Source organism: Clostridium bornimense (assembly GCF_000577895.1).
In the GTDB taxonomy this organism is placed as follows: Bacteria; Bacillota; Clostridia; order Clostridiales; family Clostridiaceae; genus Clostridium_AN; species Clostridium_AN bornimense.
Map to the genome: position 1 here is coordinate 444,434 of NZ_HG917869.1, position 23,027 is coordinate 467,460.

The 23,027-nt window shown below is 29.6% G+C and carries 21 protein-coding genes, 1 pseudogene and 1 riboswitch; of the genes and pseudogenes, 3 read left to right on the forward strand and 19 right to left on the reverse strand.

Features of this window, described 5'->3' with window-relative positions:
* Positions 1–2: 2 nt before the first annotated feature.
* The 11 genes from nifE to CM240_RS15430 all read right to left on the reverse strand — a co-directional run bounded on the left by nifE (position 3) and on the right by CM240_RS15430 (position 10,389).
* Positions 3–1,337, reverse strand: coding sequence for a nitrogenase iron-molybdenum cofactor biosynthesis protein NifE (gene nifE / locus CM240_RS15380; RefSeq protein ID WP_044040371.1), 1,335 nt, complete (start codon positions 1,335–1,337; stop codon positions 3–5).
* 137 nt (positions 1,338–1,474) lie between these two features.
* Positions 1,475–2,839 (reverse strand): nitrogenase component 1, encoded by a 1,365-nt coding sequence (locus CM240_RS15385; protein ID WP_044040373.1) that lies wholly within the window; start codon positions 2,837–2,839, stop codon positions 1,475–1,477.
* Positions 2,839–4,425 carry a nitrogenase component I subunit alpha gene (locus tag CM240_RS15390; protein WP_044040375.1) on the reverse strand — a complete coding sequence of 529 codons (1,587 nt, stop codon included), beginning with the start codon at positions 4,423–4,425 and terminating at the stop codon, positions 2,839–2,841. Before CM240_RS15390 ends, CM240_RS15385 begins: the two co-directional genes overlap by 1 nt.
* A 19-nt stretch (positions 4,426–4,444) precedes the next feature.
* On the reverse strand, positions 4,445–4,825 hold the full coding sequence (locus CM240_RS15395; protein ID WP_044040376.1) for a P-II family nitrogen regulator: 381 nt from the start codon (positions 4,823–4,825) through the stop codon (positions 4,445–4,447).
* A gap of 23 nt (positions 4,826–4,848) precedes the next feature.
* On the reverse strand, positions 4,849–5,175 hold the full coding sequence (locus CM240_RS15400) for a P-II family nitrogen regulator (protein WP_044040378.1): 327 nt from the start codon (positions 5,173–5,175) through the stop codon (positions 4,849–4,851).
* 18 nt (positions 5,176–5,193) lie between these two features.
* On the reverse strand, positions 5,194–6,015 hold the full coding sequence (nifH, locus tag CM240_RS15405; RefSeq protein ID WP_044040380.1) for a nitrogenase iron protein: 822 nt from the start codon (positions 6,013–6,015) through the stop codon (positions 5,194–5,196).
* 271 nt (positions 6,016–6,286) lie between these two features.
* Entirely contained in the window at positions 6,287–7,246 is a 960-nt protein-coding gene (locus CM240_RS15410; RefSeq protein WP_044040381.1) for a helix-turn-helix transcriptional regulator, read from the reverse strand.
* Positions 7,239–8,141 carry a hypothetical protein gene (locus CM240_RS15415; protein WP_044040382.1) on the reverse strand — a complete coding sequence of 301 codons (903 nt, stop codon included), beginning with the start codon at positions 8,139–8,141 and terminating at the stop codon, positions 7,239–7,241. The genes CM240_RS15410 and CM240_RS15415 overlap by 8 nt, the downstream gene beginning before the upstream one ends.
* Before the next feature lie 11 nt (positions 8,142–8,152).
* Positions 8,153–8,761: a Fe-only nitrogenase accessory AnfO family protein gene (locus CM240_RS15420; RefSeq protein ID WP_044040383.1), complete on the reverse strand. Its 609-nt coding sequence runs from the start codon at positions 8,759–8,761 to the stop codon at positions 8,153–8,155.
* A 10-nt stretch (positions 8,762–8,771) separates the two neighbouring features.
* Entirely contained in the window at positions 8,772–9,506 is a 735-nt protein-coding gene (locus CM240_RS15425) for a beta/alpha barrel domain-containing protein (protein WP_044040384.1), read from the reverse strand.
* Positions 9,496–10,389, reverse strand: a complete 894-nt coding sequence (locus tag CM240_RS15430) for a homocitrate synthase/isopropylmalate synthase family protein (RefSeq protein WP_044040385.1) — start codon at positions 10,387–10,389, stop codon at positions 9,496–9,498. Before CM240_RS15430 ends, CM240_RS15425 begins: the two co-directional genes overlap by 11 nt.
* Positions 10,390–10,683: 294 nt before the next feature.
* On the opposite strand from CM240_RS15430, the gene modA reads away from it, so the two are divergent.
* Genes modA through CM240_RS15445 form a run of 3 tightly spaced genes read left to right on the forward strand, consistent with a single transcriptional unit; the run spans position 10,684 to position 13,270 of the window.
* On the forward strand, positions 10,684–11,496 hold the full coding sequence (gene modA / locus CM240_RS15435; protein ID WP_044040386.1) for a molybdate ABC transporter substrate-binding protein: 813 nt from the start codon (positions 10,684–10,686) through the stop codon (positions 11,494–11,496).
* A gap of 36 nt (positions 11,497–11,532) precedes the next feature.
* Positions 11,533–12,213, forward strand: a complete 681-nt coding sequence (gene modB, locus CM240_RS15440) for a molybdate ABC transporter permease subunit (protein ID WP_044040387.1) — start codon at positions 11,533–11,535, stop codon at positions 12,211–12,213.
* Between the two features lie 4 nt (positions 12,214–12,217).
* Entirely contained in the window at positions 12,218–13,270 is a 1,053-nt protein-coding gene (locus CM240_RS15445) for a sulfate/molybdate ABC transporter ATP-binding protein (protein WP_044040390.1), read from the forward strand.
* A gap of 144 nt (positions 13,271–13,414) precedes the next feature.
* Here CM240_RS15445 and CM240_RS15450 read toward each other — a convergent pair whose 3' ends face one another.
* From CM240_RS15450 to CM240_RS15485, 8 genes and pseudogenes are all read right to left on the reverse strand, one after another.
* Positions 13,415–15,925 (reverse strand): cation-translocating P-type ATPase, encoded by a 2,511-nt coding sequence (locus CM240_RS15450; protein ID WP_044040391.1) that lies wholly within the window; start codon positions 15,923–15,925, stop codon positions 13,415–13,417.
* 127 nt (positions 15,926–16,052) lie between these two features.
* A riboswitch (NiCo riboswitch) is annotated at positions 16,053–16,145 on the reverse strand.
* Between the two features lie 104 nt (positions 16,146–16,249).
* Positions 16,250–17,565: pseudogene (locus tag CM240_RS15455) on the reverse strand (glycosyltransferase family 2 protein).
* 293 nt (positions 17,566–17,858) lie between these two features.
* Positions 17,859–19,406, reverse strand: a complete 1,548-nt coding sequence (gene cls, locus CM240_RS15460) for a cardiolipin synthase (protein WP_044040392.1) — start codon at positions 19,404–19,406, stop codon at positions 17,859–17,861.
* 21 nt (positions 19,407–19,427) lie between these two features.
* On the reverse strand, positions 19,428–20,435 hold the full coding sequence (locus CM240_RS15465; protein WP_044040394.1) for a putative ABC transporter permease: 1,008 nt from the start codon (positions 20,433–20,435) through the stop codon (positions 19,428–19,430).
* Positions 20,436–20,439: 4 nt separating this feature from the next.
* On the reverse strand, positions 20,440–20,901 hold the full coding sequence (locus tag CM240_RS15470; RefSeq protein WP_044040395.1) for a MarR family winged helix-turn-helix transcriptional regulator: 462 nt from the start codon (positions 20,899–20,901) through the stop codon (positions 20,440–20,442).
* Positions 20,902–21,040: 139 nt separating this feature from the next.
* Positions 21,041–21,475 (reverse strand): cupin domain-containing protein, encoded by a 435-nt coding sequence (locus tag CM240_RS15475; protein ID WP_044040397.1) that lies wholly within the window; start codon positions 21,473–21,475, stop codon positions 21,041–21,043.
* A gap of 9 nt (positions 21,476–21,484) precedes the next feature.
* Positions 21,485–22,048 (reverse strand): TetR/AcrR family transcriptional regulator, encoded by a 564-nt coding sequence (locus tag CM240_RS15480; RefSeq protein WP_044040398.1) that lies wholly within the window; start codon positions 22,046–22,048, stop codon positions 21,485–21,487.
* Positions 22,049–22,129: 81 nt separating this feature from the next.
* A complete protein-coding gene (locus tag CM240_RS15485) occupies positions 22,130–23,026 on the reverse strand; it encodes a hypothetical protein (RefSeq protein WP_044040399.1) in 897 nt (298 codons plus the stop codon).
* Position 23,027: the final 1 nt, after the last annotated feature.

Here is a 23,027-nt window from a genome sequence, read left to right on the forward strand (position 1 = left end):
TCTCAAACATACTTCCAAACTGGACTATTTATTGATAAATTCACTTCCTCTGCAAAATTTACTGCTCCTTCAAATCCTCCTAAAGCATGTTTCCTTTCATGATTATGATCACAAAATGCTACACCAAGCTTATAAGCTAAAGGTCTTTCTTTTACACCACCAACTAAAATATCCGCTCCTTTTTCAATCATAAACTTCTCAAGTTCATACGGATTTGCATCATCTAATATCACTGTTCCTTCATTTACTAGACTATTTATTACTTCATAGTCTTCAACTTTACCTGTTTGGGTACCAACCATTACTGTTTCCATCCCTAGCTCTTTAAATTGTCTTATTAGTGATATTGCCTTAAAACCGCCACCAACATAAATTGCTGCTTTTTTTCCTTCTAGATTTTTTTTATATCTCTCTATAATAGGTAATACTTTTTCCTCTTCCTTCGTAATGAAAGTTTTAGTTTTTTCTATAATTTTTTCATCACAAAAAAGTCCTGCTATTCTAAGTAAAGAATTTTTTGTATCTTCTAATCCTACAAAACTAATTTTCATATATGGTATGTTAAAATCCTCTTCCATCATTTTTGCTAAATATACCATTGATCCTGCACATTGAACAATATTAAATCGTGCACTACTGGCTTTCTTTAAAGATTCTATATCTGCATCACCAGTTATTTTTGAAATAACTTCCACACCTATCTCCTTAAGATAATTCTCAATAATCCACATTTCACCAGACAAATTGAAATCCCCTAAAATATTAATTCCATTACACTTTGAATATTGTTCTCTATTAAATAAATTCATCAATGCGTTACATGCTAATTTATATCCTTTTGATTTATTTCCAGAAAATCCCGGTGCCATAACTGGAATTATTGGAATATTATATTTTTCTTCATAGGCCTTACAAATAGCTTGTACCTCATCTCCTATTACTCCAACAATACATGTTCCATAAACGAAAATTCCTTTAGGATTATGATTTTTTATTACTCCTTCAATAGCTCTACCTAACTTTTTTTCTCCTCCAAAAATTACATCTTCTTCCCTTAAATCAGTTGAAAAACTATTTCTATATATCTCCTCTCCACTTGATAAACTTCCTCTTATATCCCATGTATAACTAGCACATCCTATTGGCCCATGCACAATGTGATATGCGTCTGTTATTGGATTAAGTACAACCCTTGCTCCACAGTATACACAAGCTCTTTGGCTCACTGCTCCTGATACACTTTCGCTATCACATTTTAATTTTCCACTACCTTTACTTTTTTTACATATAAATTTAGTTCTTTCCTCAAGTAAATCAACAGAAACTCTCTCCTCCATATTTACACCTCCTAAATTAGAAACTAGAATCTAAAATGAAGAATTCATTTTACATTTTAGGTTCTAATATTTAAAATTGAGTAGAATGTTCCAACTTTGAAACAAAACTACTCAATGCTTTAAATACTAGTAAATTACTATAAAACTAGTTCAAAATCCTCATCACTTGAGTCTCTATCAACTCTATCCATTAATGCTGTAAGTATAAGTTCAAGAACTCTCATTGCACCTTTATATCCTACCAATGGCATATATGAATGAACATATCTATCTATTATTGGAAAACCAGCTCTTACAAATGGTATATCTTCTGCTCTTGCAATATACTTTGAATGAGTTCCTCCTATTATTAAATCAACTTTCTCATTCTTTATTAATTGATGTAAATAGTATAGATCACTTTCTGCCTTGCATATGCAATTCGCAACACCAAATTCTTCAAATAAACTATTAACAGTCTTTTCAAAAGCCTTTCCTGGTGTTCCTGTTATTACATACTTAGGAATCATTCCAAGTTCTAAAATAAATTTAGTCATGGCAATTACAAAATCAGGATCACCATTTATAGCTACTGTCTTTCCAGAATAATATGGGTGAGCATCTATCATAATATCAAGAACTTGACCTCTTTCTTCTTCTATTTCGTAAGGGACTTCGCCTTTTGTAAATTTAGCAAGTTCCATTATAAAATCATCTGTAGAACAAACCCCAATTGGCATCTTTAATATTATATTTGGCACCTTATGGATGCTTTCTAATACACTCAATGGTTCACTTGTAGCAAAACTTCCCATTCCTATTGCAAATTCTGCATCTCCTAATTCAATAATATCTTTAACTAATGTACCACCTTTGGGAAATAATTCATACTTCCCTGTCATTGGGGCATCAAGTACACCACTTGTATCAGGGAGCATAGTAAATGGAACTTTCATTATATTCATTATCCTTTTCATTTCTCTCATATCACCAGGATTTACAAAGCCAGGTATTACACATAGTTTTCCTGTTGAAGTAGCTGTCTTTTCTGATAGATCTCTTATAAAACCAGCTACCATGTTTGCAAAACCGTTGATATGTGAACCAACATAACTAGGTGTATTTGCATGAACAATATATTTACCTTCTGGAATATCAATAGATTCTATTATTGAACCTAAATCATCTCCTATTGTTTCAGATAAACAAGTAGTATGAACTGCCATAATATCTGGGTTATATATATCAAATACATTTTTTGCAGCTGTTCTTAAGTTTGATGCACCACCAAATACACAAGCTCCTTCACTAAATGCCGAAGTTGATGCCATTGCTGGATCTTTAAAATGTCTAGTTAAAAATGTTCTATGATATGAACAGCATCCTTGTGAACCATGACTATGTGGCATACAATTATGAACTCCAAGCGCTGCATACATTGCACCAACAGGTTGACAAGTTTTATTTGGATTAATTTTTAAATGTGTTCTTTCTGTAATTTCTTTTGGTGTTAAATCTAACATTAGTCTTCACCTCCTAGTTTTCCCTCTAAAACAGATTCTTTTTTCCAAGGAGCTACTGTATAGTTCCAAACTGGTGTATACATACCCATTGTTACATCTCTACCAAAGTTTACAGCTCCTTTAAATCCAGCATATGGCCCAGAGTAATCGTATGAGTGTAATTGTCTTGAAAGAATTCCGCCCTTTTGAATTACAAACTTATCCTTTATTCCTGAGAAAAACATGTCTGGTTTCAACTTCTTAATAAACTCTTCAGTTTCATAATGATTCAGATCATCTACTACTATTGATCCCTTATCCATGTCTCTTTCCATACCTTTATAGTCTTCTAATTCACTTATTTCTTTCTTTAACTCTTCAAGTTCCTCTTCTGTCTTATACACTTTATATTTATCTTCTATTTTCTCAACATTTAAAACTTCAATATTTTTTAAATCAGCATCTTCTACTATATTAGGTATTACTTCTCTACCTTCATAATCATCTCTATGTGCAAATTCATATCCTGCAAGGAGAGTCTTTACGCCAAAGTCTTTAAGCAGTAATTGATAATGATGTGATCTTGATCCACCAACAAACAATGCTGCAGTTTTTCCTCTAAGCTTTGTTCTGTATAGAGACATATCATCACTGATATTTGCAAGTTCATCAGCTATTACTTTCTCAGTTTGCTGTATTAATACAGGATCATCGAAAAATTTAGCCATTTCTCTAAGCGTCTCTATAGTATTATCTAATCCTATAAAGTCCCCTTTCATCCAAGCTGTGCCATATTGAATTTTCATCATTTCCGCGATATAATTAATTGAACGGTGACATTGAATTACATTGAGATCAGCGGTATGAGCTTTTCTATAATTGTCAACACTTCCGTCACCTGTAAATGTTGCAATTACCTCATATCCACATAACGTTAATATTCTTTTGATTTCCCAAGCATCTCCACCAATATTATACTCGCCAAGTATATTTACGGAATGCTTAGTTGGCTTATAATCAACTGTACCAATTAGGTCTCTAATTATTATGTTATTTGCTATGTGGTGTCCTGCTGATTGAGATACACCTTTATATCCTTCACATGGAAAAGATATTACATCAATTCCGTACTTTTCTGAATTTCTCTTTGCTACCGCTGGCAAATCATCACCTATTAAACCAACTGGACAAGTAGCACATATAAATATAGTTTTAGGATGAAAAATATTTACAGCTTCTTCTATAGCTGCATCTAATTTTTTTTCTCCGCCAAATACAATATCACTTTCTTGTAAATCTGTTGAAAAACAATATGGAACATAATTTTGTCCACCATCTTCAGCTTTTGCCTTGTTTCTCCTTGTTCCCCATGAATAGAAACCACATCCTATAGGCCCATGCGTTATAATCAATGCATCTTTTGTTGGTCCAAGTACAACTCCTTTACATCCAGCATAGCAACATCCTCTATGATTTATAAGACCGGGCATTGTTCTACTATTTGCAGCAATCTCTTGAGTCTCTTCCTCCAACTCTAACATATGGCCTTTTCTGTTTTTATATACTTTTGCACTATATTTGTCTAATACACTATCTACTTTACTCATTTACCTCACCTCCCAAATACTAAAGTATCTCTTCTCCAGACTTACCATCTCTGACTCTATATGCCTCTTCAATTGGTAATACAAAAATCTTACCATCTCCTGGTGTATCAGTTTTATTTACATTAATTATTGTTTCCACTGCCTTTTCAACTTCTCCATCATTAACAATAATTGTGAAAGACCTTTTAGCAATTAGTCTCCTTCCTTCTGTAAATGCTTCTGAAAAACCTGAATACACTTCATTATGAGCATCTGCAAATTCTTTACTTATTTTATCTAAAGATTTCTTACCTCTTCCCAAAACTTTTCTACAAGTAATAGATGGAAACCCAGCTTCAGCTAGGGCATTTTTGGTTTGATTCACTTTATTTAACCGTATTATACACATTATCTCCTTCATACAAATTCCTCCTAAAGCCTTAATTAGAGTTCCTCTTTACCTAAACTAATTGTATATGCAGTTTCAACTGGAGTTATGAAAATCTTACCGTCCCCATAAGTTCCTTTTTCCCCAGTTCTCGCATTCTTCATTATAACCCTTACCACATCATCTTTATCCTCATCTTTCACTACTATTAAAAGCATCTCTTTAGGCAATTCATCATAATGGATTTCCCCAACTTGAATTCCTTTTTGTTTTCCCCTTCCAAAAACGCCCATTTTAGTTACTTGAGGAAATCCAGCATCAAATAATTCCGATAACACTGTATCTACTTTTTCACTTCTTATTATTGATCTTACTAAATACATTCCCTTCACCCACCTTTATTAAATATCCATCAATCCATATTCCATAAGAATTTCTTCTAGTCTCTCTTGTTTCATTGGAGTTGGAATTACTAGCATTTTATTTTCATCTATATTTTTTGCTAGTTGTCTATATTCATTAGCTTGACCTGCTGATGGATCAAATTCAATAACTGTTTGCTTATGAATTTCAGCTCTTTGAACCATGTTATCTCTAGGTACAAAGTGAATAAGTTGACTTCCAAGCTCTTTTGCAAATGCTGTTAAAAGATCTAATTCTCTATCAACCTTTCTTGAGTTACATATGATACCACCAAGTCTAACGCCTCCAGTCTTAGCATATTTTTGAATACCTTTTGAAATATTATTTGCTGCATATAATGCCATCATTTCCCCTGAAGCAACAATATAAATCTCTTGTGCTTTCCCTTCTCTTATTGGCATCGCAAAACCACCACAAACAACGTCTCCTAAAACATCATAAAACACATAATCTAGATCATCTGTATATGCTCCAAGTCTTTCGAGCATTCCAATAGAAGTAATAATTCCTCTACCAGCACATCCTACCCCTGGTTCTGGTCCACCAGATTCAACACATCTTATTCCACCAAATCCTTCTTTCATTATTAAATCTAAGTCTATATCTTCTCCCTCTTCTCTTAAAGTATCTAAAACTGTTTTTTGTGCTAAGCCACCAAGTACTAATCTAGTTGAATCTGCTTTAGGATCACAACCAACTATCATAATCTTCTTTCCCATTTCAGCTAATGCTGAAGTTAAATTTTGTGTTGTTGTTGATTTACCAATTCCACCTTTTCCATAAATAGCAACTTGTCTCATCATATAATCCTCCTTCACATTAATAAAATATATATAATTCTCATTGATATGAGTAATTAACAAAAATAGGGTCATTCATTCAACATCGAATAATTGACCCCTTTGTCACAGCTATTAAAAAAAGTCTAAATATACATAATAATCATTATATATATTTAGACTTCATTGCCTTTATATTAATTTAGAAGTTCCGTTTTGTTCTGTTTTGTTCCTTTTCATACACTTATACTACCATATAAAAATATCAATGTAAAGTAGTTTATTACATTTTTTATATAATTGCTATTATCTTACCCATATCTGTATAATCATAATTGTCATTTTCTTCACAATCACTCTTAAACTCTTCTAATTTTAAAATATCTATTATGGCTTTACATGGATATGTATGTAAATCTTCTGTCTTAATAACTAAATCATAACTTTCTTTATGAATAGGTATAAACTCAAGGTTCTCATTATCTCTAATGTGTTTTTTTACTCCAACTCCAACATCAGCCTTTCCATTCCTGATAAAGTTTACAACCTCTCTATTATTAGTAACGTTGTTTCCATAACCTTGCACGTCTTTTTTTTCTATACCAAATTTTTTTAAGCTTTCATCAATTAAAATTCTAGTACCACTTCCTAATTCTCTATTAACTAATATTACATCTTTTCTACTTAAGTCTTTCCAGCTTTTTATATTTTTCGGATTTCCCTTTTGCACATAAAACCCTTGAGTTCTATAACACAAGTTAATAATTGTAGTTGATATTCCTGGCAACATACTTCTTACATAATCTACATTACACCTATCAGTATCAGCATTCCAAATATGACTTGCTGTAACTTTAACATCACCATTATACAAAGCACATAAACCATTAAAACTATTATCATACAATCTCAAAATCTTTATTCCTTTGTAGCACTGACTCAAGTATGAAACTAATATATCTATTATAGAATCTTTTCCACAAATAACTAATTTGTCTTCTATGTGATTTTTATATAATTCACTAAAAGAATACATACCATAATCTACTTTAATCTCTTCTCTTAAATCAGCAAACTCTTCTTTATCTTCTCCAATGTATCTTTTTACTTCATCTGGACTTATCCTTAGTTTATTTCCCACTTTATATGCTTTAAGTTCATTTCTTTTTATAATTTCATAAACAGTCTTCTTAGATATTGATAATATCTCAGCAACCTCTAAGGGACTTAGAAATTTTTTGTTTTTATCCATATGATTTCTCCTTAATAACAAAATAATATTCCTTACGATTATATATATAATCTTTGTTAATAATTACGTTGTCATTATCAAACTCCACATCTACTGTCGTTAACTCTTTTAAATCACTGTTAGCATATAATGAAACACTCCTCGGTTGATGTACTTTTAAACGGCCATCATTATTATTTATAACTACTATTGTATTTGTTGATGTTTTTAAAGCTCTTATTGTTCCATCTTCATTAAATTTTAGAGAATTATCTTCTCCATGAATACCGATACTATTTATATCATATGCTTTTATTTTTCCTATAGGTGTATTAATATAAACGGGCTTTGATGGTTCACAAGTCATTATTTTCCCACTTTTATAAAGGGAAAATCCTATCCTATTTTCTATTATTAAATTATTATGGTGTATTATAATTTTTTCTCTAGGCCATAATGTTATAGATTTAATTTTCTCATCATCATAGAACTTGATTGATATCAACTTTGCAGAAAACTCTGTAAAATCAAATTTAAATTTATATGATTCTGCTAAGTTATACTCATCATCTTGTGTCCAATATCCTGAGACTTTCCCATTTAGGGGAAATATTTTTTTTACAGCACCACTTTTATAAAAAACTATTTTTTCAACATTAAAAGTATAATCTTTTATACTAATTGTAGTACTCTTCTCCAAATCAATACTTTTTATTTCTCCAGTTTTGTATAATCTTATTGCTGGTGACTCCCTAGTTCTTGTTTCTTCAATTGTATATCTAGGAATCAGTGTATGTCCATTTATATGAATTGTATTTTCTTCTTCAACTTTAAAAGATTCAACTTCACCATTACTATATCTTTCTGTAATCACAGCATTATTTAACGTACCATATTTCCCCAAGCTATAATTCATTTTTCAACCCCCTATATCAACTTTTTTATAAGAACCTTATATTCATTTCTCTTTATTTTAGATGCAGATATTGATATCTCTTTATTATATTCTTTTTTTTCAAGCCATGGTGGTATATGACAACATCTTACTTCTAGTATATCAAATTTTTCATGTTCCAAAAAAGGCATAATAGCCTTTTTAGACGATAATTCTGGTCTTGTAAACTGTAATTCATTCAAATCTATAAGATAATATCCATCTTTAATTTTTTTTGCTACAAACTGTTTTTCTAGTTCTTTAACTTTCCTAACATGTTCCTCTTCTTTTTCTAATATTGTATCTAAATAATCCTCTGGATTTCCTGAGAGTTCCCATATGCTAAAATCAGCTTCATAGAAGACTCCATATGGTATTCCTTGTGCTTTCTCAACCACTATAACTTTACAATCATCTAACTCCTCAACTACAGCTCTATAATATTCTCGTATTGTGTCTACCCTACTTGTTGCAGATATATTTATAGGAATACTTTTAAAAACTCCCCAATGTCTTTCTTTCCCATATACTATTAACTCCTTACAATTTTGAAATGATCCAATTTCATTAAAATCTCTTAGCAAAAATGCTATCTTCTCCATATTACCCCTCCTATATATAATATTTCATAATACTTTTAAATCTATCTAAATCAGTATTTCCAGTTCTCTCTCCTATTCCTTCTATAGTACAATCTATATACTTTGCCCCTGATCTATAGGCCACTAATGATAAAGGAATTGCCATACCAAAATCATTATGGCCATGAAACTCTATATCAATATCACACTCTTTTATAATTTCTTCTACATTTTCTTTTACAGATGATATATCTAATATTCCTAATGTATCAGAATACCTAACTCTATTCACTTGTAAACTCTTCACTATCTTACATACCTCAACCAAAAATTTCTTCTCTGCTCTCGATGCATCTTCTAACCCTACTACAACCTCATAATCTTTCTCCTTTGCAATATATATACATCTTTTTATGCTATCAATTACCCATTTTCTATCTCTTCTTAAGTTTTTATATATATGCATGTCTGAAATTGGAGCACTTATATGAATAATATCCGGCTTACAATCAAAGGAATGATATATATCACTTTCTTTTATCCTATTCCATGTTGAAATTTTGCAACCACCTTTTATCTCCATCATTGATAGTATTACTTCCTTTTCTTCCTTACACATTGCTGGTATACCTGCTTCTATCTGATATACCCCCATACTATCTAATCTTTTAACTATATCTATCTTATCTTTCTTTGAAAAAACTTTCCCCGCCTGCTGCTCACCATCTCTTAATGTAGTATCAACAATATAAAATTTATTTTCCATTATCACTCACCTTCTCTTTCACTATTTCTTTAAACTCATCATCACTTAATCCTCTTTTCAAATCTATACTTTTTTTCTTAACAATATCTAATAACTTTATAACTGTTTTATCATCATATACAACATTCATTTCTTTTAGCTTAATTTCAATTGCCTTTCTTCCAGATGATTTACCTAAAACTATTTTTCTTACTGCACCTATATCTTCAGGTAAAAAAGGCTCATAATTGCTTGGATCTTTATATATTCCATCAACATGAATTCCAGATTCTACATAGAAAATCTCTTCTCCAATAATAGGTTTATTTCTAGGCATTTTCATCTCGGTAATATCTTCAACAATTTCTCTTAAATTTTTAAATGCTTTGAAATCACCTGATTTTCTTAAATTATATAAATATCTCTGCGATGCTAATATTTCTTCTGTCGGTGCAAAGCCTCCAATTCCTGAAAAACTAGTAACCACTTTCTTGCCTTTAAATCTACTTACCCAATAATTTAATATAGATGTTGCCATATGAAAGTCATTTTTTATGGAAAGTTCAACATTAGCCCCAAACTCTGTAAATATTTGATTCAATATATTCTCATAATCGTAAAATAACATATCTCCTAATCCAATAATTCTATTAACCTCTTTATTGAAAATAGAATGACATTCAATATCTTTGCAACTATCTATTAGAACCTCCTCTTCTTCTTTTCTATAAATAAATTTATTACCATAAACTACGTTTTCTGCAATTTCTTTTGGTACTTCAACAATATCTACTCCCGATTCTATTAATAATGCTACTATTTCATCAATATTTTGTAGTAATTTCCCTTTATTTTTATAATATAACTCCACAATTGTTCTATCAATTATCTTTACATCATTCATAATTAATCTCCTATAAAACAAAAGAGGACAACCTATAAAAGTTATCCTCTTCGATAATTTGATAAATATAATATTATTATAATAATACACTTATCTCATCTATTATGCAATTTCATTTTCTTAATTTTAGTAATTTTTTATTATTAATTTATCAATAAACCACCTAATAAATTTATTTTTTTATAATATTTTTTTCTTTTTTCATTGTATCGAAGATATAAATGTGGTAATATTTATCTCAATATTTGTTGCAACAATATGTAAATTTAAAATAACGTGAAAGAGGTGATTTTCATGAAAAAGAATTTATCATTTTTTCTATCGACCTTTTTAATTGCTACTATATCTTTTACAATGTTAGGATGTAATAATAACACGCCTAAAGAAAAAAACACTACTGAGAAAAGTAACGAAATAAAAGCTGACTTAACTATTTCTGCTGCTGCAAGTTTAAAAGAGGCAATGGAAGATATAAAAAAAGAATTCAAAAAAGAATATCCAAATATTACTCTTACCTTCAATTATGGCTCATCTGGATCATTACAACAACAAATCGAACAAGGAGCACCATCTGACGTATTTATCTCTGCTGGAAAATCACAAATGACCGCACTAAATGATAAAAATTTAATTTTATCAGATAGTTGCAAAGATTTAGTTACAAATAAACTTGTTTTAGTAGGTTCAAAAGACTCTTCCATTACTTCAATTAATGACTTAACCTCTGATTCTGTAAATAAAATAGCTGTAGGTGAACCTTCAAGCGTTCCAGCTGGTAAATATGCAGATGAAACTTTAAAAAATCTTGGTATCTATGATAGTATCTCATCAAAATTAGTATTTGCTAAAGACGTAAAAGAAGTATTAACTTGGTCAACTACAGGTAATGCTGACGTAGGTTTTGTTTATCTAAGTGACGCTATTTCTAGTGACTCTGCAAAAATAATTGAGAATATATCAGAAGATTTACATTCATCTATTACATACCCGGTTGGTATAGTAAAAGCAACAAAAAATGAAGAAGCTTCTAAAGATTTTGTTAACTTCTTATTCAGTGATTCTAGTAATACAATATTTGAAAAATACGGATATACCCCTTGTAAGTAATTGTTTCGTCATTAATTATAAAAGGAGGCCTTAATTATGATAACTGATTTTTCTCCTTTTTGGATTTCTCTAAAAACCTCTATATTAAGCACTATCATTACCTTTATTATAGGAATTCCAATTGCCTATCTTATTGCTAAAAGTAATAGTAAATTAAAAGGGTTTATTGATGCAATAGTTACACTTCCTTTAATTTTACCACCTACAGTAGTTGGTTTTTTCTTACTTTTGATTTGCGGCAAAAATGGTCCAATAGGAATTTTACTAAGTAAATTTGATATAACTCTAATCTTTTCTTGGACAGCTACTGTTATAACCGCCGTAATAATTTCTTTTCCTATGATGTATAGGTCAAGTAGATCTTCCTTTGAACAAATTGACAAAAATATAATATCTGCTGCACGTACACTAGGACTTAGTGAATTTAAAATATTCTACAAAGTTGCAATACCACTAGCTTATCCTGGAATTATTGGTGGTCTAGTGCTTTCCTTTGCAAGATCTATGGGTGAATTTGGTGCTACCCTTATGTTAGCAGGTAATATTCCTGGAAAAACTCAAACAATGCCTTTAGCAATTTTTTTCGCAGCTGAAGGTGGAAACTATAAAGAAGCAATAGCCTGGGTTTTAATTATTGTTTTCTTTTCACTTATAATGATACTATTATTAAATTATTGGTGTTCAATACAAGATAAAGTTTTAGGTAAAAGGAGGTAGTAATATGCTAGAAATGAATATAAAAAAAAGCCTATCTTCCTTTAATCTTACCGTTAATTTCGCCACTGATAAAAAAATCCTTGGATTCTTAGGTGCTTCAGGGTCTGGTAAGAGTATGTCTCTACGTTGCATTGCTGGTTTAGAAACACCATCATCTGGAGAAATAATATTAAATAATAGAATTTTATATAATTCTACAAATAATATAAATCTAAAATGCCAAAAAAGAAATATAGGATTTCTTTTTCAAAATTACGCTCTTATGCCTAATATGAATGTATTAGAAAATATAAAACTTGGAGTAATTAGAAAAAAAGATAAAGAACAAATTAATACCTTAACTGCAGAATATATAAAACGCTTTAATCTTGAAGGCCTTGAAAAAAAATATCCTTGGCAACTATCTGGAGGACAACAACAAAGAGTTGCTTTAGCGAGAGCCTTAATTATAAATCCTGATATATTATTACTTGATGAACCTTTTTCAGCATTAGATCATCATCTTAAATTAACTATGGAAAAAGAACTTACTACACTATTAAAATATTATACTGGATATGTTGTTTTTGTAACACATGATATTGCTGAAGCTTATAGAATTTGCGATGAAATTATTGTTTTTGATAATGGAACCGCCTTATGTAATAAAGATAAAAAGTTACTATTTTCAAATCCTTCTACACTAACAGAAGCAAAAATCACAGGTTGCAAAAATATTTCTAGTATAAAGATTCTTGATACAAATACAATTTATGCTGAAGATTGGGGGCTAAAACTAAAAATTAATAGTTTAAAAACAGAAAATCTACCTTCCTATGTAGGCATAAGAGCTCATTTTATCGATGTTCTTAAAAACACTAATAAAAACTTAACTAATATAAATTCATTTACTGTAGAAAACATAATGGAGAATCCATTTGACCTAACCATATATGTTAAAGCAAATAATGAAACAAAAGGTTTAATTACTTTCTTTCTTGAAAAAGAAGATTTATTTTTTAACATTGGTGATATTATTAATCTCCATTTTTCTGAGAATAATTTATTCGTTTTTTAATAATCTTAAAGAGTTGTCGCATTGACGAATGAAAATTCGTGAGCGATAGCTACTTTTATCATACATAGGTTAGACGGCCCTTCACTCTTACTTCTTCACTGAAAAAAGAGATTGAAGCACTAAGTGCAACAATCTCTTTTTCAATTATCTATTTTTAAAGAACTTAACTATCTCATACCACATAATTGAAGATACTGATATTAACAGCACTAATATCATATTTCCTATTGTTAATGGTGCTAATTTTAATAGAGATGATATAGGAGTATACAAAATTACTACAATTGCTACCATTGTTGCAATTATAACACTCCACATCACTTTATCTTTTCTAAGCTTAATAAATGACTTATATGCATACTCCTTATTTGAATTATTTACTTGTACTAAAAGTAAGTTTGAAATCATTATTATAGATATCGCCATGGATCTTGCTACTTCTACTGAACTTTGATTTCTTATTAAATAAATATAATATATACCAAAAGCAGCTATAAAAAGAACAAATCCTTGTATAACACTTTTAATTAATAAATTTGAAGTTAAAATTTTTTCATTAGGATTTCTTGGTTTTTTCTCCATTATAGAATCTTCTGCTGGTTGCCTTTCTAGAACAATAGAACAGGTTGGATCTATTATTAACTCTAATAATACAACATGAATAGGCAATAGCAACAATTCTTTAGATCCAATTCCTAAAAGAGGAGCTAAAAGCGATGAAAATGCTATTGGAATATGAATAGCAAATACATAACCTATGGCTTTCTTAATATTATCATAAATTCTTCTACCATCTTTTACTGTATAAACTATAGTTGAAAAATTATCATCTAGCAATATTAGGTCTGCAGCTTCTCTAGCTACTTCAGATCCTCTCTTTCCCATCGCTATACCGATATCAGCTTTTTTCAAAGCTGGTGCATCATTAACACCATCACCAGTCATCGCAACAATTTCACCATTTTCTTTAAAAGCCTTAACAATTCTCATTTTATGCTCAGGAACTACTCTTGAAAATATATTTGTATTTTTCACTTTTTCTCTAAGTTCTTCATCACTCAATGTATCAATGATGTCTCCTGTGATTATATTATCATTACCTATGATACCTACATCTTTTGCAATAGCACTAGCCGTTATTCCATTATCACCAGTAATCATAACAACTCTTATTCCGGCTCTTGAACAATTAGCAATGTCCTCTTTTACCGTTTCTCTTGGTGGATCTTGTAATGCTACAAGGCCTAAAAATTCTAATTTACATTGCTCTAAATTACGTGGTATCTCCTCTTCTTTCTCTATTACCATTTTTCCCACAGCTATTACTCTTAGTCCCCTCAAAGACATTTCTTTCATTTTACTGCTAATATCTTTCTTTAATTCTTTATCTAAATCACATAATGCCATTATCTTTTCTGGTGACCCTTTAGTGGCTACAATTATACCTCCATCCTTTTTCCATACATGTCCCATCATTTTTCTTTTATTAGTAAAAGAATATTCTTTTATAAGAGTACCACTAAAAAGTATGTCTTTTGTAATATCATTTTTTTCACAATACTCTATTATGGCTTGCTCCATTGGATCATAAGCTTCAACTTCACATGCCATTCCCATAATTGTACTAAAATCTTTTATATCATTTTTAATAGTCCATATATCTTTTACAGTCATCTTATTCATTGTTATAGTTCCAGTTTTATCCACACAAAGCACAGATACAGCACCTAATGTCTCAACTGATGGAAGCTTTCTAACTAAAGAATTTTTCTTTGCTAATCTCCATGCTCCCATTGATAAAACTACTGTTAATATCACAGGAAATTCCTCTGGTATCATTGCCATTGCTAAAGTAATAGCTGATAATATACTTTCAATTATTCTATCTTTGAAACTATAGTCCATTAAGTTCACATAAGTAATCATTACTACTAGCAAAAATAGAATTGCAGCTATATATGCACATATCTTTACTAATGTCGATGTTTGTTTTTGAAGTGGCGTTGCCTCCTCTTTAGCGTCATATACATTCTTACCTATCTTTCCATATTCTGTTTCAACCCCAATCTTCTCTACCTTAATAATACCTCTTCCTTGAATAACCAATGTTCCAGCATAACAATAATTATTCTTCCAATAATTATTGTTATTTGCAATTACTGATTTCCATATACATATCGATTCTCCTGTTAAGGAAGATTCATCTATACAAAGATCATTCGCCTTAATAATAAAACCATCAGCAGGTACCTTTACCCCTTCAGAAATAATCATTAAATCACCTGGTACCAAATCCTCACTATTAATAGTACTCTCTATTCCATCTCTAATAACAGTAATATGAGGAGCCGACAAATTTCTAAGGGCTTTTAGTGTCTTATCTGTTTTCCATTCTTGAACTACATCGATGCCAATGACAGCTACAACAAATATTAACATTATAATCCCGTCTCTTGGTTCTCCAAGGATAAAATAAATTGTTGCTGCTACTAATAATAGTAAAAACATAGGTTCCTTTAATACTTCTAAAACTTTTCTGATAAAACTCTCTTTCTTTTCAGGAACAATATTATTCTTACCATACCGCTCTTGTAATAATTTCGCTTCACTGTTGGTTAAACCAACTATTTCTGCTGAATTATTTAGATTTGTCATAAAAGTTACCTCCATTTTTATTCCTAGTCTTATATCTAGAAATTTTTGTTTGATAGCTCTATGGCAATGCATAAATAGAGTTCTTTCAGTTATTGTTCCGTAAGCAAAAAATGCCCGTGGAACAATATACTGTCCCACAGGCATATGTTAACCTGTTGCCAAATATGGCCCGGCTCCATGAATAAAATTTTTATTCATCGGCTTGATCAGTTTGTACTGTAGATTTATATGCAGTGCAAAGAGATTATACATTATACTATGCCGATGATTACTAAATGTATACTATTTTTGATAATAATATAAAATTTCATATAATAACTATATTTAATCCCAAACTCTTTTTACTCTAAATACCTCTTGTAAATATCCCATTAGCGATATTGGTGACATAATAATTTGATAAAATAGAATAAAAAGAATAAATCCTATTTTGTTTTTCCTTACCTTTAGATCTAATTGATTAAAAAAATATTTTTGTTTATGAAATAATATAAAAAATGAGAATAATGTAAAAGGTAAAACCAGTAACATAAAAGGTCCCACTATATAAAAATGACCAAATAACGCCAAAATACATCCTGGTATGAAGAAAAATGTATAACTAAAATCCATAAATACTATTAATATATCTATAAATGTTAATGTTTTATAATAAATATTAGGTTGATTCCATGGTTTAACTATTCTTAATCCTTCAATCATTCCTCTAGCCCACCTTGAACGTTGCTTTATAAAATGATTAAATTTAGTTGGCACATCTGTAAATGCAACAGCTAATGGCTCATAATATACTTTTCTGTCTTTAACTAACATTTGCCATGTTAAAACTATATCTTCACCTATAGAATCTGACCATCCACCTAACTCTTTTACTAACTCTGTTTCATAAATACTAAAGGCACCTTGTGCCACAAGAGTACCTTGATACAAGCCTTGCATCCTCTTTATAGACATTATACTTAAGAAATAGTCCCACTCTTGTATTCTACTCAACAGATTATCTCTACTATTTCTAACTAAAACACTACCAGCTACAGCCGCAATCTCCTCTGGAGCACTTTTAATTCTAGCAACTATTTTTCTTATTGCCTTTGGATGCAGTAATGTATCTGCATCTAACGTAATTACATACCTTGTCTTTACTTTTTTCAACCCAGTATTTAATGCTTTGAATTTTCCTGGGCTTTTTTCATCAATACATATCGCATCCTGCAATTGTAGCCTTTAATTACTTTCTTAACCTGTAATACAGTATTATCACTTGAATTATTATTTATTACAATGGTATTAATCTTACCCTTATAATCTTGTTTTTTTATCTTTTCCAAAGTTTCATATATTCTCTCTTCTTCATTATATGCAGCGATTAAAAGTGTAACTTCGTCTGTTGGACTATTATTCTTAAATACTGGTTGCTTATCAAATAATATACTAATAACTAAAAACATATTAACAAAACCTGGTATATATGCAATACCTGATATAATTATTAAAGCAAAAAATATATTTGATACAATAGATAAATCATTTATCCAGTTTATTGACAAATATATAGATACTATTAACCACATAGTTGCAAAAACAATAGATAAATAAAACTTAGTTTTCACACTTACATAAATCTCTTTTTGTTTTTTCATTTGTTTTAACCTCTTGAAATTTATTTATTAAATAAAATTGAAATTCTTATATTCCATTTTTAGATTTTATACTAGATTTATAATATTAACAACTATATTCTACTGGGAATAGTTATGTTGGTATAATATACTTAGCTACCTCACTATCTTATAATAAAGACATATATTTTCAACTATCAATACTAATCAGTGCAATGTCATGCACAAAAAAAGAGGCTCTCGCTATAACAAATAAAAATTTGTAAGCGTGACCTCTTTTTTAATTCACAATTCTCAATTAATATAGATTAATTTTACATAAGAGGAGCAAACAATTTTAATACATGCCCTTCTACTCTATGGAATAATGAGAATTTCTTATAGTCCTCTAATGTCATCTCTTTACATTTAGCTAATGTGCTTTGAAAATCTTCCTCTATATCTTTGATTACAGGACACTTAAACATATAAGCTGCACATTCAAAATGAAGATATAAACTTCTGTAATCTAAATTTATTGTACCAACTACTGCTTTTTCATTATCTGAAGTGAAAACTTTCGCATGAATAAACCCTGGAATATATTCGTATATTTTTACTCCACTTGCTAGAAGCTGAGGATAATGATTATGCGCCAATGCAAAAGCCATAGGCTTGTCCGGTATATGCGGTAAAATTATTTTTACATCTATACCTCTTTTTACTGCATAAATAAGTGTTGTTATCATCTCATTATCTAAAATTAAATATGGTGTCATAATATGAACATACTCCTTAGCAGTATTCACTATATCCATATATACATCTTTTCCAACATTATCATCATCAAAAGGACTATCTCCATATGGAGTAATAAATCCACCATTGTGCTCTTCTGATTTATTGCTACTTTCATTTAGATACTTATCATAATTTTCTGGCGTCTTTTCGGTGATATTCCACATTTGTAGAAACATCATAGTAAATCCTCTCACCGCTTCACCTTTTACCATGATTGCAGTATCTTTCCAGTGCCCAAATCTTTCAATACGATTTATATATTCGTCACCTAGATTTATTCCACCAGTAAAAGCCACCTTTCCATCAATAACAAGAATTTTTCTATGGTCTCTATTATTTTGATATGTGGACAATACAGGCATTATTGGTGAAAACATTTTTGCTTTTATGCCAAAAGATTCTAATTCTTTAGGATATGAATATGGTAATAATAGAAGACAACACATACCATCATACATTACCCTAACTTCTACTCCTTCTTTTACTTTTCTTTTTAAAATCTCTAAGATAGTATCCCACATATAACTTTCTTCTATTATAAAGTATTCTAAAAAAATAAATTTTTCTGCTTTTTCTAATTGAAAAAGTAACTCTTTAAACTTATCTTCTCCTAATGGAAAATAAGTGATATCTTCACTTCTATAAGTTGGATATCCAGCAATATTGGAAATATAATTACATAAATTCGCATTTTGAACAGAGATATTTCTTATTTCATTTATTATTTCTGCATCTTGTTTCAAATAAACTGCTGTCTCCTTTAAAATACTCTGATGCCTATTGTTAAGACGTCTTGCAGTTGACTGTATATGAACAAAAAGATAAAATAACCCTCCAAACACCGGTATTAACAATACTGGAATTACCCATGCTAGCTTATAGGCAGGATTACTTTTTCCATTAATGATAACTAAAACTAAAATTGCTGATATTACAGTGAATCCACCATAAACATATATTTGATATTTACTTAACCACTTAAAAGTAAATAATAATACACCTAATTGAATAAGAATCAATGAAACTACTATGATTGTTCTTCCATATATTAATCGCAACGTATTTTCCTTTTTTATATCCATTGATTATTATTACTCCTTTCCTTAAATATCTGGTCTTTTCTCAAGATCTTTTACTTCTTTCATAGCTTCCTCATACTTTTTAGCCTTTGCTCCTGGATTTCTACGTAATATATTTATCGAATGAATATAAGCTTTACTTTCCATTTTACTAACATGTTTCTCTTGTTTTTTTATTTTTGCTAAACAGTCTAATAATTCTGCTTTAAACTTTTCATATTGTTGTGTAGGTTTATCTGCAACATTTTCTAACTTACCCATATATTTATTTATATTTTCAGACATAAATTCTAAAATCTCTGTTTTTCTTTTGTTACTTCTTTCAAGATTCCTTTCAAAAATCTGTTTCCTACTTAATTTTCTAATTTCATTCTTCCCTTGATTTACAGATATCTTATCCATAAACTTCTCTTCTATCTCTTTTACATCTTCATTAATAAAAGCAGCCATCACTTCAAGTCTCTTTTTAATGTGTTTAACTGTCTCATTTCCTTCCGTTAATCTTGCTAATGTATCTTTTAAATCCATAGCATCATTAACAGATTGTACTGTATCTATTGTAAATAATACAAGAATAAATAAAGCCATTATTTCAATAATTATATCAGGTACCATAAAAACAATATATTCTATTGGTGGATGAATTACCTTTATCATTAATATTGAAAATGCACCCCAAGCAAGAGAACATAAAAGACATATATGCCCTTGAAAATTAAAAGCTTCATCACTATAATCCCAATACCTAACATGAAAAATCTTCTCCATTATGACTCCAGTAAAATACTCCAAAATAGTAGCTGCTATCATTCCAAATATAAATACTAAAATAAGATTTTCTTTTACAGGTATTGTAGCTACTAATATTATAATTGCGCCGAATCCATAAATAGGCAACATAGGTCCTCTCAAAAATCCTCTATTAACCCATTTTTTATTTTCAACCGAAACATAACATGACTCCCAAATCCAACCTATGAAACAATAGATGAAAAAAAATAATAACCACTGGTTTAGTGAATATCCTTCCATGTAACTATACCCCCTGATGTTTTTGAAATAATAAATTTAATTTTATAATTACATCTGATAATATATCTATATCATCATTAGAATATTTAGATATCTCACAATCCAACTTTTCTGCAAAAGCTTCTTTTAAATTAAACAAATACTTCATTCCATACTCTGTTAACTTTACATAAACATTTCTTCTATCTGTTTTATATCTAATACGCTCAATATATCCATTATCTTCTAGATCATTAAGTAATTTCGATAACTGCTGTTTCGTAGTTTGTAGATAATTAGATATTTTACTCATTGATAACATTTTATCTTTCTGTCTATTTAAACTTAGCAAAATATTAAAAGAATGTGAATTAACTTTTACTTTTCCTACTTCATGTGATGACTCCTGTAATTCACCATAAAATCTAAAAACAAACTCTGCCAATCCTTCAGATAATTTAAATACCTTATCTTTATCGTCCTTCATCTATTCCACCCCCTATTTATATTTAATACTATCACTATTATATTAAAAGTCAATTAAATACAAATAGTTAATAAATTGTTTATAATCATGTTATTGTTAATAATACTTATGAACTCAATCTATTGATTATAGAAAAATATCATTCCATATATCCATCAGAAACATTATAATTTACTAATGATCTCTCTTTTCCTTGTATTACCATAACTATTAAATCACTATCAGAATTGTTTCTCCATCTCCTTTTAGCTTTGGTACCAATTCTAATAACAGAACCTTCTTTAACTGGTATTCTCTCATCATCTACTATAAATTCACCATTTCCTTTTATAACAACGTATATTTCTTCATTAGTTTTATGCTTATGATCAAAAGGTATTTCACCGCCAGCTTTTAATAACTGAACTGACATTTCAATTGAAGTCATATCTAATGATTCCCCCACAAAAACTTTTCCTGGTATATTAAACTTGGTAAGTGGATGATAATATTCATATTGCCCTAATTCACCAAATTTTCCTATATTGCCAACTGAATAATTTTCAGCACTTTTTAATACTTCAACCTCTTTCATAATAACCTCCTAATATATATTTTTTAATTGCTCTCTTAATGTTTCTAATATTTCGATATCCTTAGTAACCCTATAATACATTACATAACCCTCAAATAATGCAAATGCTTTTTTTGCATCACTTTCTACTTGTTCTTTTGATATACCTGAGAACTCTAATACCATTGAAAAAACTGATATTAGATTCATCATCGGCATAGAATATGATTGTACCATCTCTGGATCAAGAAAAGCCATTTCTGATGCTATTGTTGCAAATGGACAACCATAATAATTTCCCTCTTTAGCATCACTTATAATATCTTCTATTAGGTTATCTATAAAATCGTTCCATGTTTTATCTTCTGAAATTCTCAAAATCCAGCTACCTATTTTACTTTTATAGTAATCTGCTACTTCAATAGCCAAATCCTTTTTACTTTTAAAGTGATAGTAGAATGAACCTTTTGGTAATTGTGTTTCTTGTAAAATCTCTTTTATACCTGTATTGTTATATCCATTTTTTAAAAATAATTCTGCGGCACATTCAATAATTCTCCCTTTACTTTTCTCTCCCTTTGTAATATCTACCATAAAATACCTCCTGATATAATAATAGACCATTCGGTCTATTATTGCAATATTTTTGTAAAAAAATTAAGATAGAACAAATGTCTATCTTAAAATATTTCTAATCCATTGATAACAACTTTCTAATTCTTCATCGTTAACCTTTTCTGATCTATGTTCAAAAAGTACTATAATATCACGGTTTTCTTCTTTTATGATATTTAGATACTTTTCAATAGGTGCCCATCCATCTTCTTCTCTTAATGTTGGTAATGCAGGATAATGACTACTATCAGAATCTCCTTCGACTTGTACATTCCATAAATGAATCACTTTTGTGTATTTTGAGAATCTTTTAATTATATCTATCTCATTAAAATCTTTATCATTTATATGCTGTGCATGTAGCCTTCCTGTATCTAAGCACAATTTTATTTCGTTATACTTTTCTAATAATTCCTCTAAGAATTTACTATCAGTAATATATTTATTTAATGCATCAAGCTCTAATACTGGAGTAAAGTTATATTCTCTACTTTTAATTAATAACCACTTAAAAAGTTTTTCTATATTATTCTTAAAATTATCAAAAGAATATTCATCTTCATAGCAATATTCACTTCTGTCATAAAATCTCCAATTTTCTAAGTTAAAACTTTCTTTTAAAATAGCTGGCTTTGGAAAATGAAATAAAATATATTCTGGCTTTAAATCCTTTTTATGAATATAATTAAGTTCATCTTCTATAATCTTATAGACCTCATTTTTTGTCTCCTCATTTAGAGTTAAAAATTGCGGATCTCTTAGAGGGTATATTCCAGCTCTTAAGGGAAAATGAATTCCATACTTTATATTTTTACTCTCTGATAATTCTTTTATTTTATCTATATCTTCCTCGTTTTCGAATAAACATATTTCTAATCCAAAGAAATCATCTCTAAAATCCCTTTTAAATTTCTTCTCATTATATGCCGCAAACATTCCAATACTAAATTTACTCATA

Bases quoted from the DNA above. Each gene is read 5' to 3' on its own strand.
- nifE (WP_044040371.1), bottom strand. From the start codon at position 1,337: ATGGAGGAGAGAGTTTCTGTTGATTTACTTGAGGAAAGAACTAAATTT.
- CM240_RS15385 (WP_044040373.1), bottom strand. From the start codon at position 2,839: ATGTTAGATTTAACACCAAAAGAAATTACAGAAAGAACACATTTAAAA.
- CM240_RS15390 (WP_044040375.1), bottom strand. From the start codon at position 4,425: ATGAGTAAAGTAGATAGTGTATTAGACAAATATAGTGCAAAAGTATAT.
- CM240_RS15395 (WP_044040376.1), bottom strand. From the start codon at position 4,825: ATGAAGGAGATAATGTGTATAATACGGTTAAATAAAGTGAATCAAACC.
- CM240_RS15400 (WP_044040378.1), bottom strand. From the start codon at position 5,175: ATGTATTTAGTAAGATCAATAATAAGAAGTGAAAAAGTAGATACAGTG.
- nifH (WP_044040380.1), bottom strand. From the start codon at position 6,015: ATGAGACAAGTTGCTATTTATGGAAAAGGTGGAATTGGTAAATCAACA.
- CM240_RS15410 (WP_044040381.1), bottom strand. From the start codon at position 7,246: ATGGATAAAAACAAAAAATTTCTAAGTCCCTTAGAGGTTGCTGAGATA.
- CM240_RS15415 (WP_044040382.1), bottom strand. From the start codon at position 8,141: ATGAATTATAGCTTGGGGAAATATGGTACGTTAAATAATGCTGTGATT.
- CM240_RS15420 (WP_044040383.1), bottom strand. From the start codon at position 8,761: ATGGAGAAGATAGCATTTTTGCTAAGAGATTTTAATGAAATTGGATCA.
- CM240_RS15425 (WP_044040384.1), bottom strand. From the start codon at position 9,506: ATGGAAAATAAATTTTATATTGTTGATACTACATTAAGAGATGGTGAG.
- CM240_RS15430 (WP_044040385.1), bottom strand. From the start codon at position 10,389: ATGAATGATGTAAAGATAATTGATAGAACAATTGTGGAGTTATATTAT.
- modA (WP_044040386.1), top strand. From the start codon at position 10,684: ATGAAAAAGAATTTATCATTTTTTCTATCGACCTTTTTAATTGCTACT.
- modB (WP_044040387.1), top strand. From the start codon at position 11,533: ATGATAACTGATTTTTCTCCTTTTTGGATTTCTCTAAAAACCTCTATA.
- CM240_RS15445 (WP_044040390.1), top strand. From the start codon at position 12,218: ATGCTAGAAATGAATATAAAAAAAAGCCTATCTTCCTTTAATCTTACC.
- CM240_RS15450 (WP_044040391.1), bottom strand. From the start codon at position 15,925: ATGACAAATCTAAATAATTCAGCAGAAATAGTTGGTTTAACCAACAGT.
- cls (WP_044040392.1), bottom strand. From the start codon at position 19,406: ATGGATATAAAAAAGGAAAATACGTTGCGATTAATATATGGAAGAACA.
- CM240_RS15465 (WP_044040394.1), bottom strand. From the start codon at position 20,435: ATGGAAGGATATTCACTAAACCAGTGGTTATTATTTTTTTTCATCTAT.
- CM240_RS15470 (WP_044040395.1), bottom strand. From the start codon at position 20,901: ATGAAGGACGATAAAGATAAGGTATTTAAATTATCTGAAGGATTGGCA.
- CM240_RS15475 (WP_044040397.1), bottom strand. From the start codon at position 21,475: ATGAAAGAGGTTGAAGTATTAAAAAGTGCTGAAAATTATTCAGTTGGC.
- CM240_RS15480 (WP_044040398.1), bottom strand. From the start codon at position 22,048: ATGGTAGATATTACAAAGGGAGAGAAAAGTAAAGGGAGAATTATTGAA.
- CM240_RS15485 (WP_044040399.1), bottom strand. From the start codon at position 23,026: ATGAGTAAATTTAGTATTGGAATGTTTGCGGCATATAATGAGAAGAAA.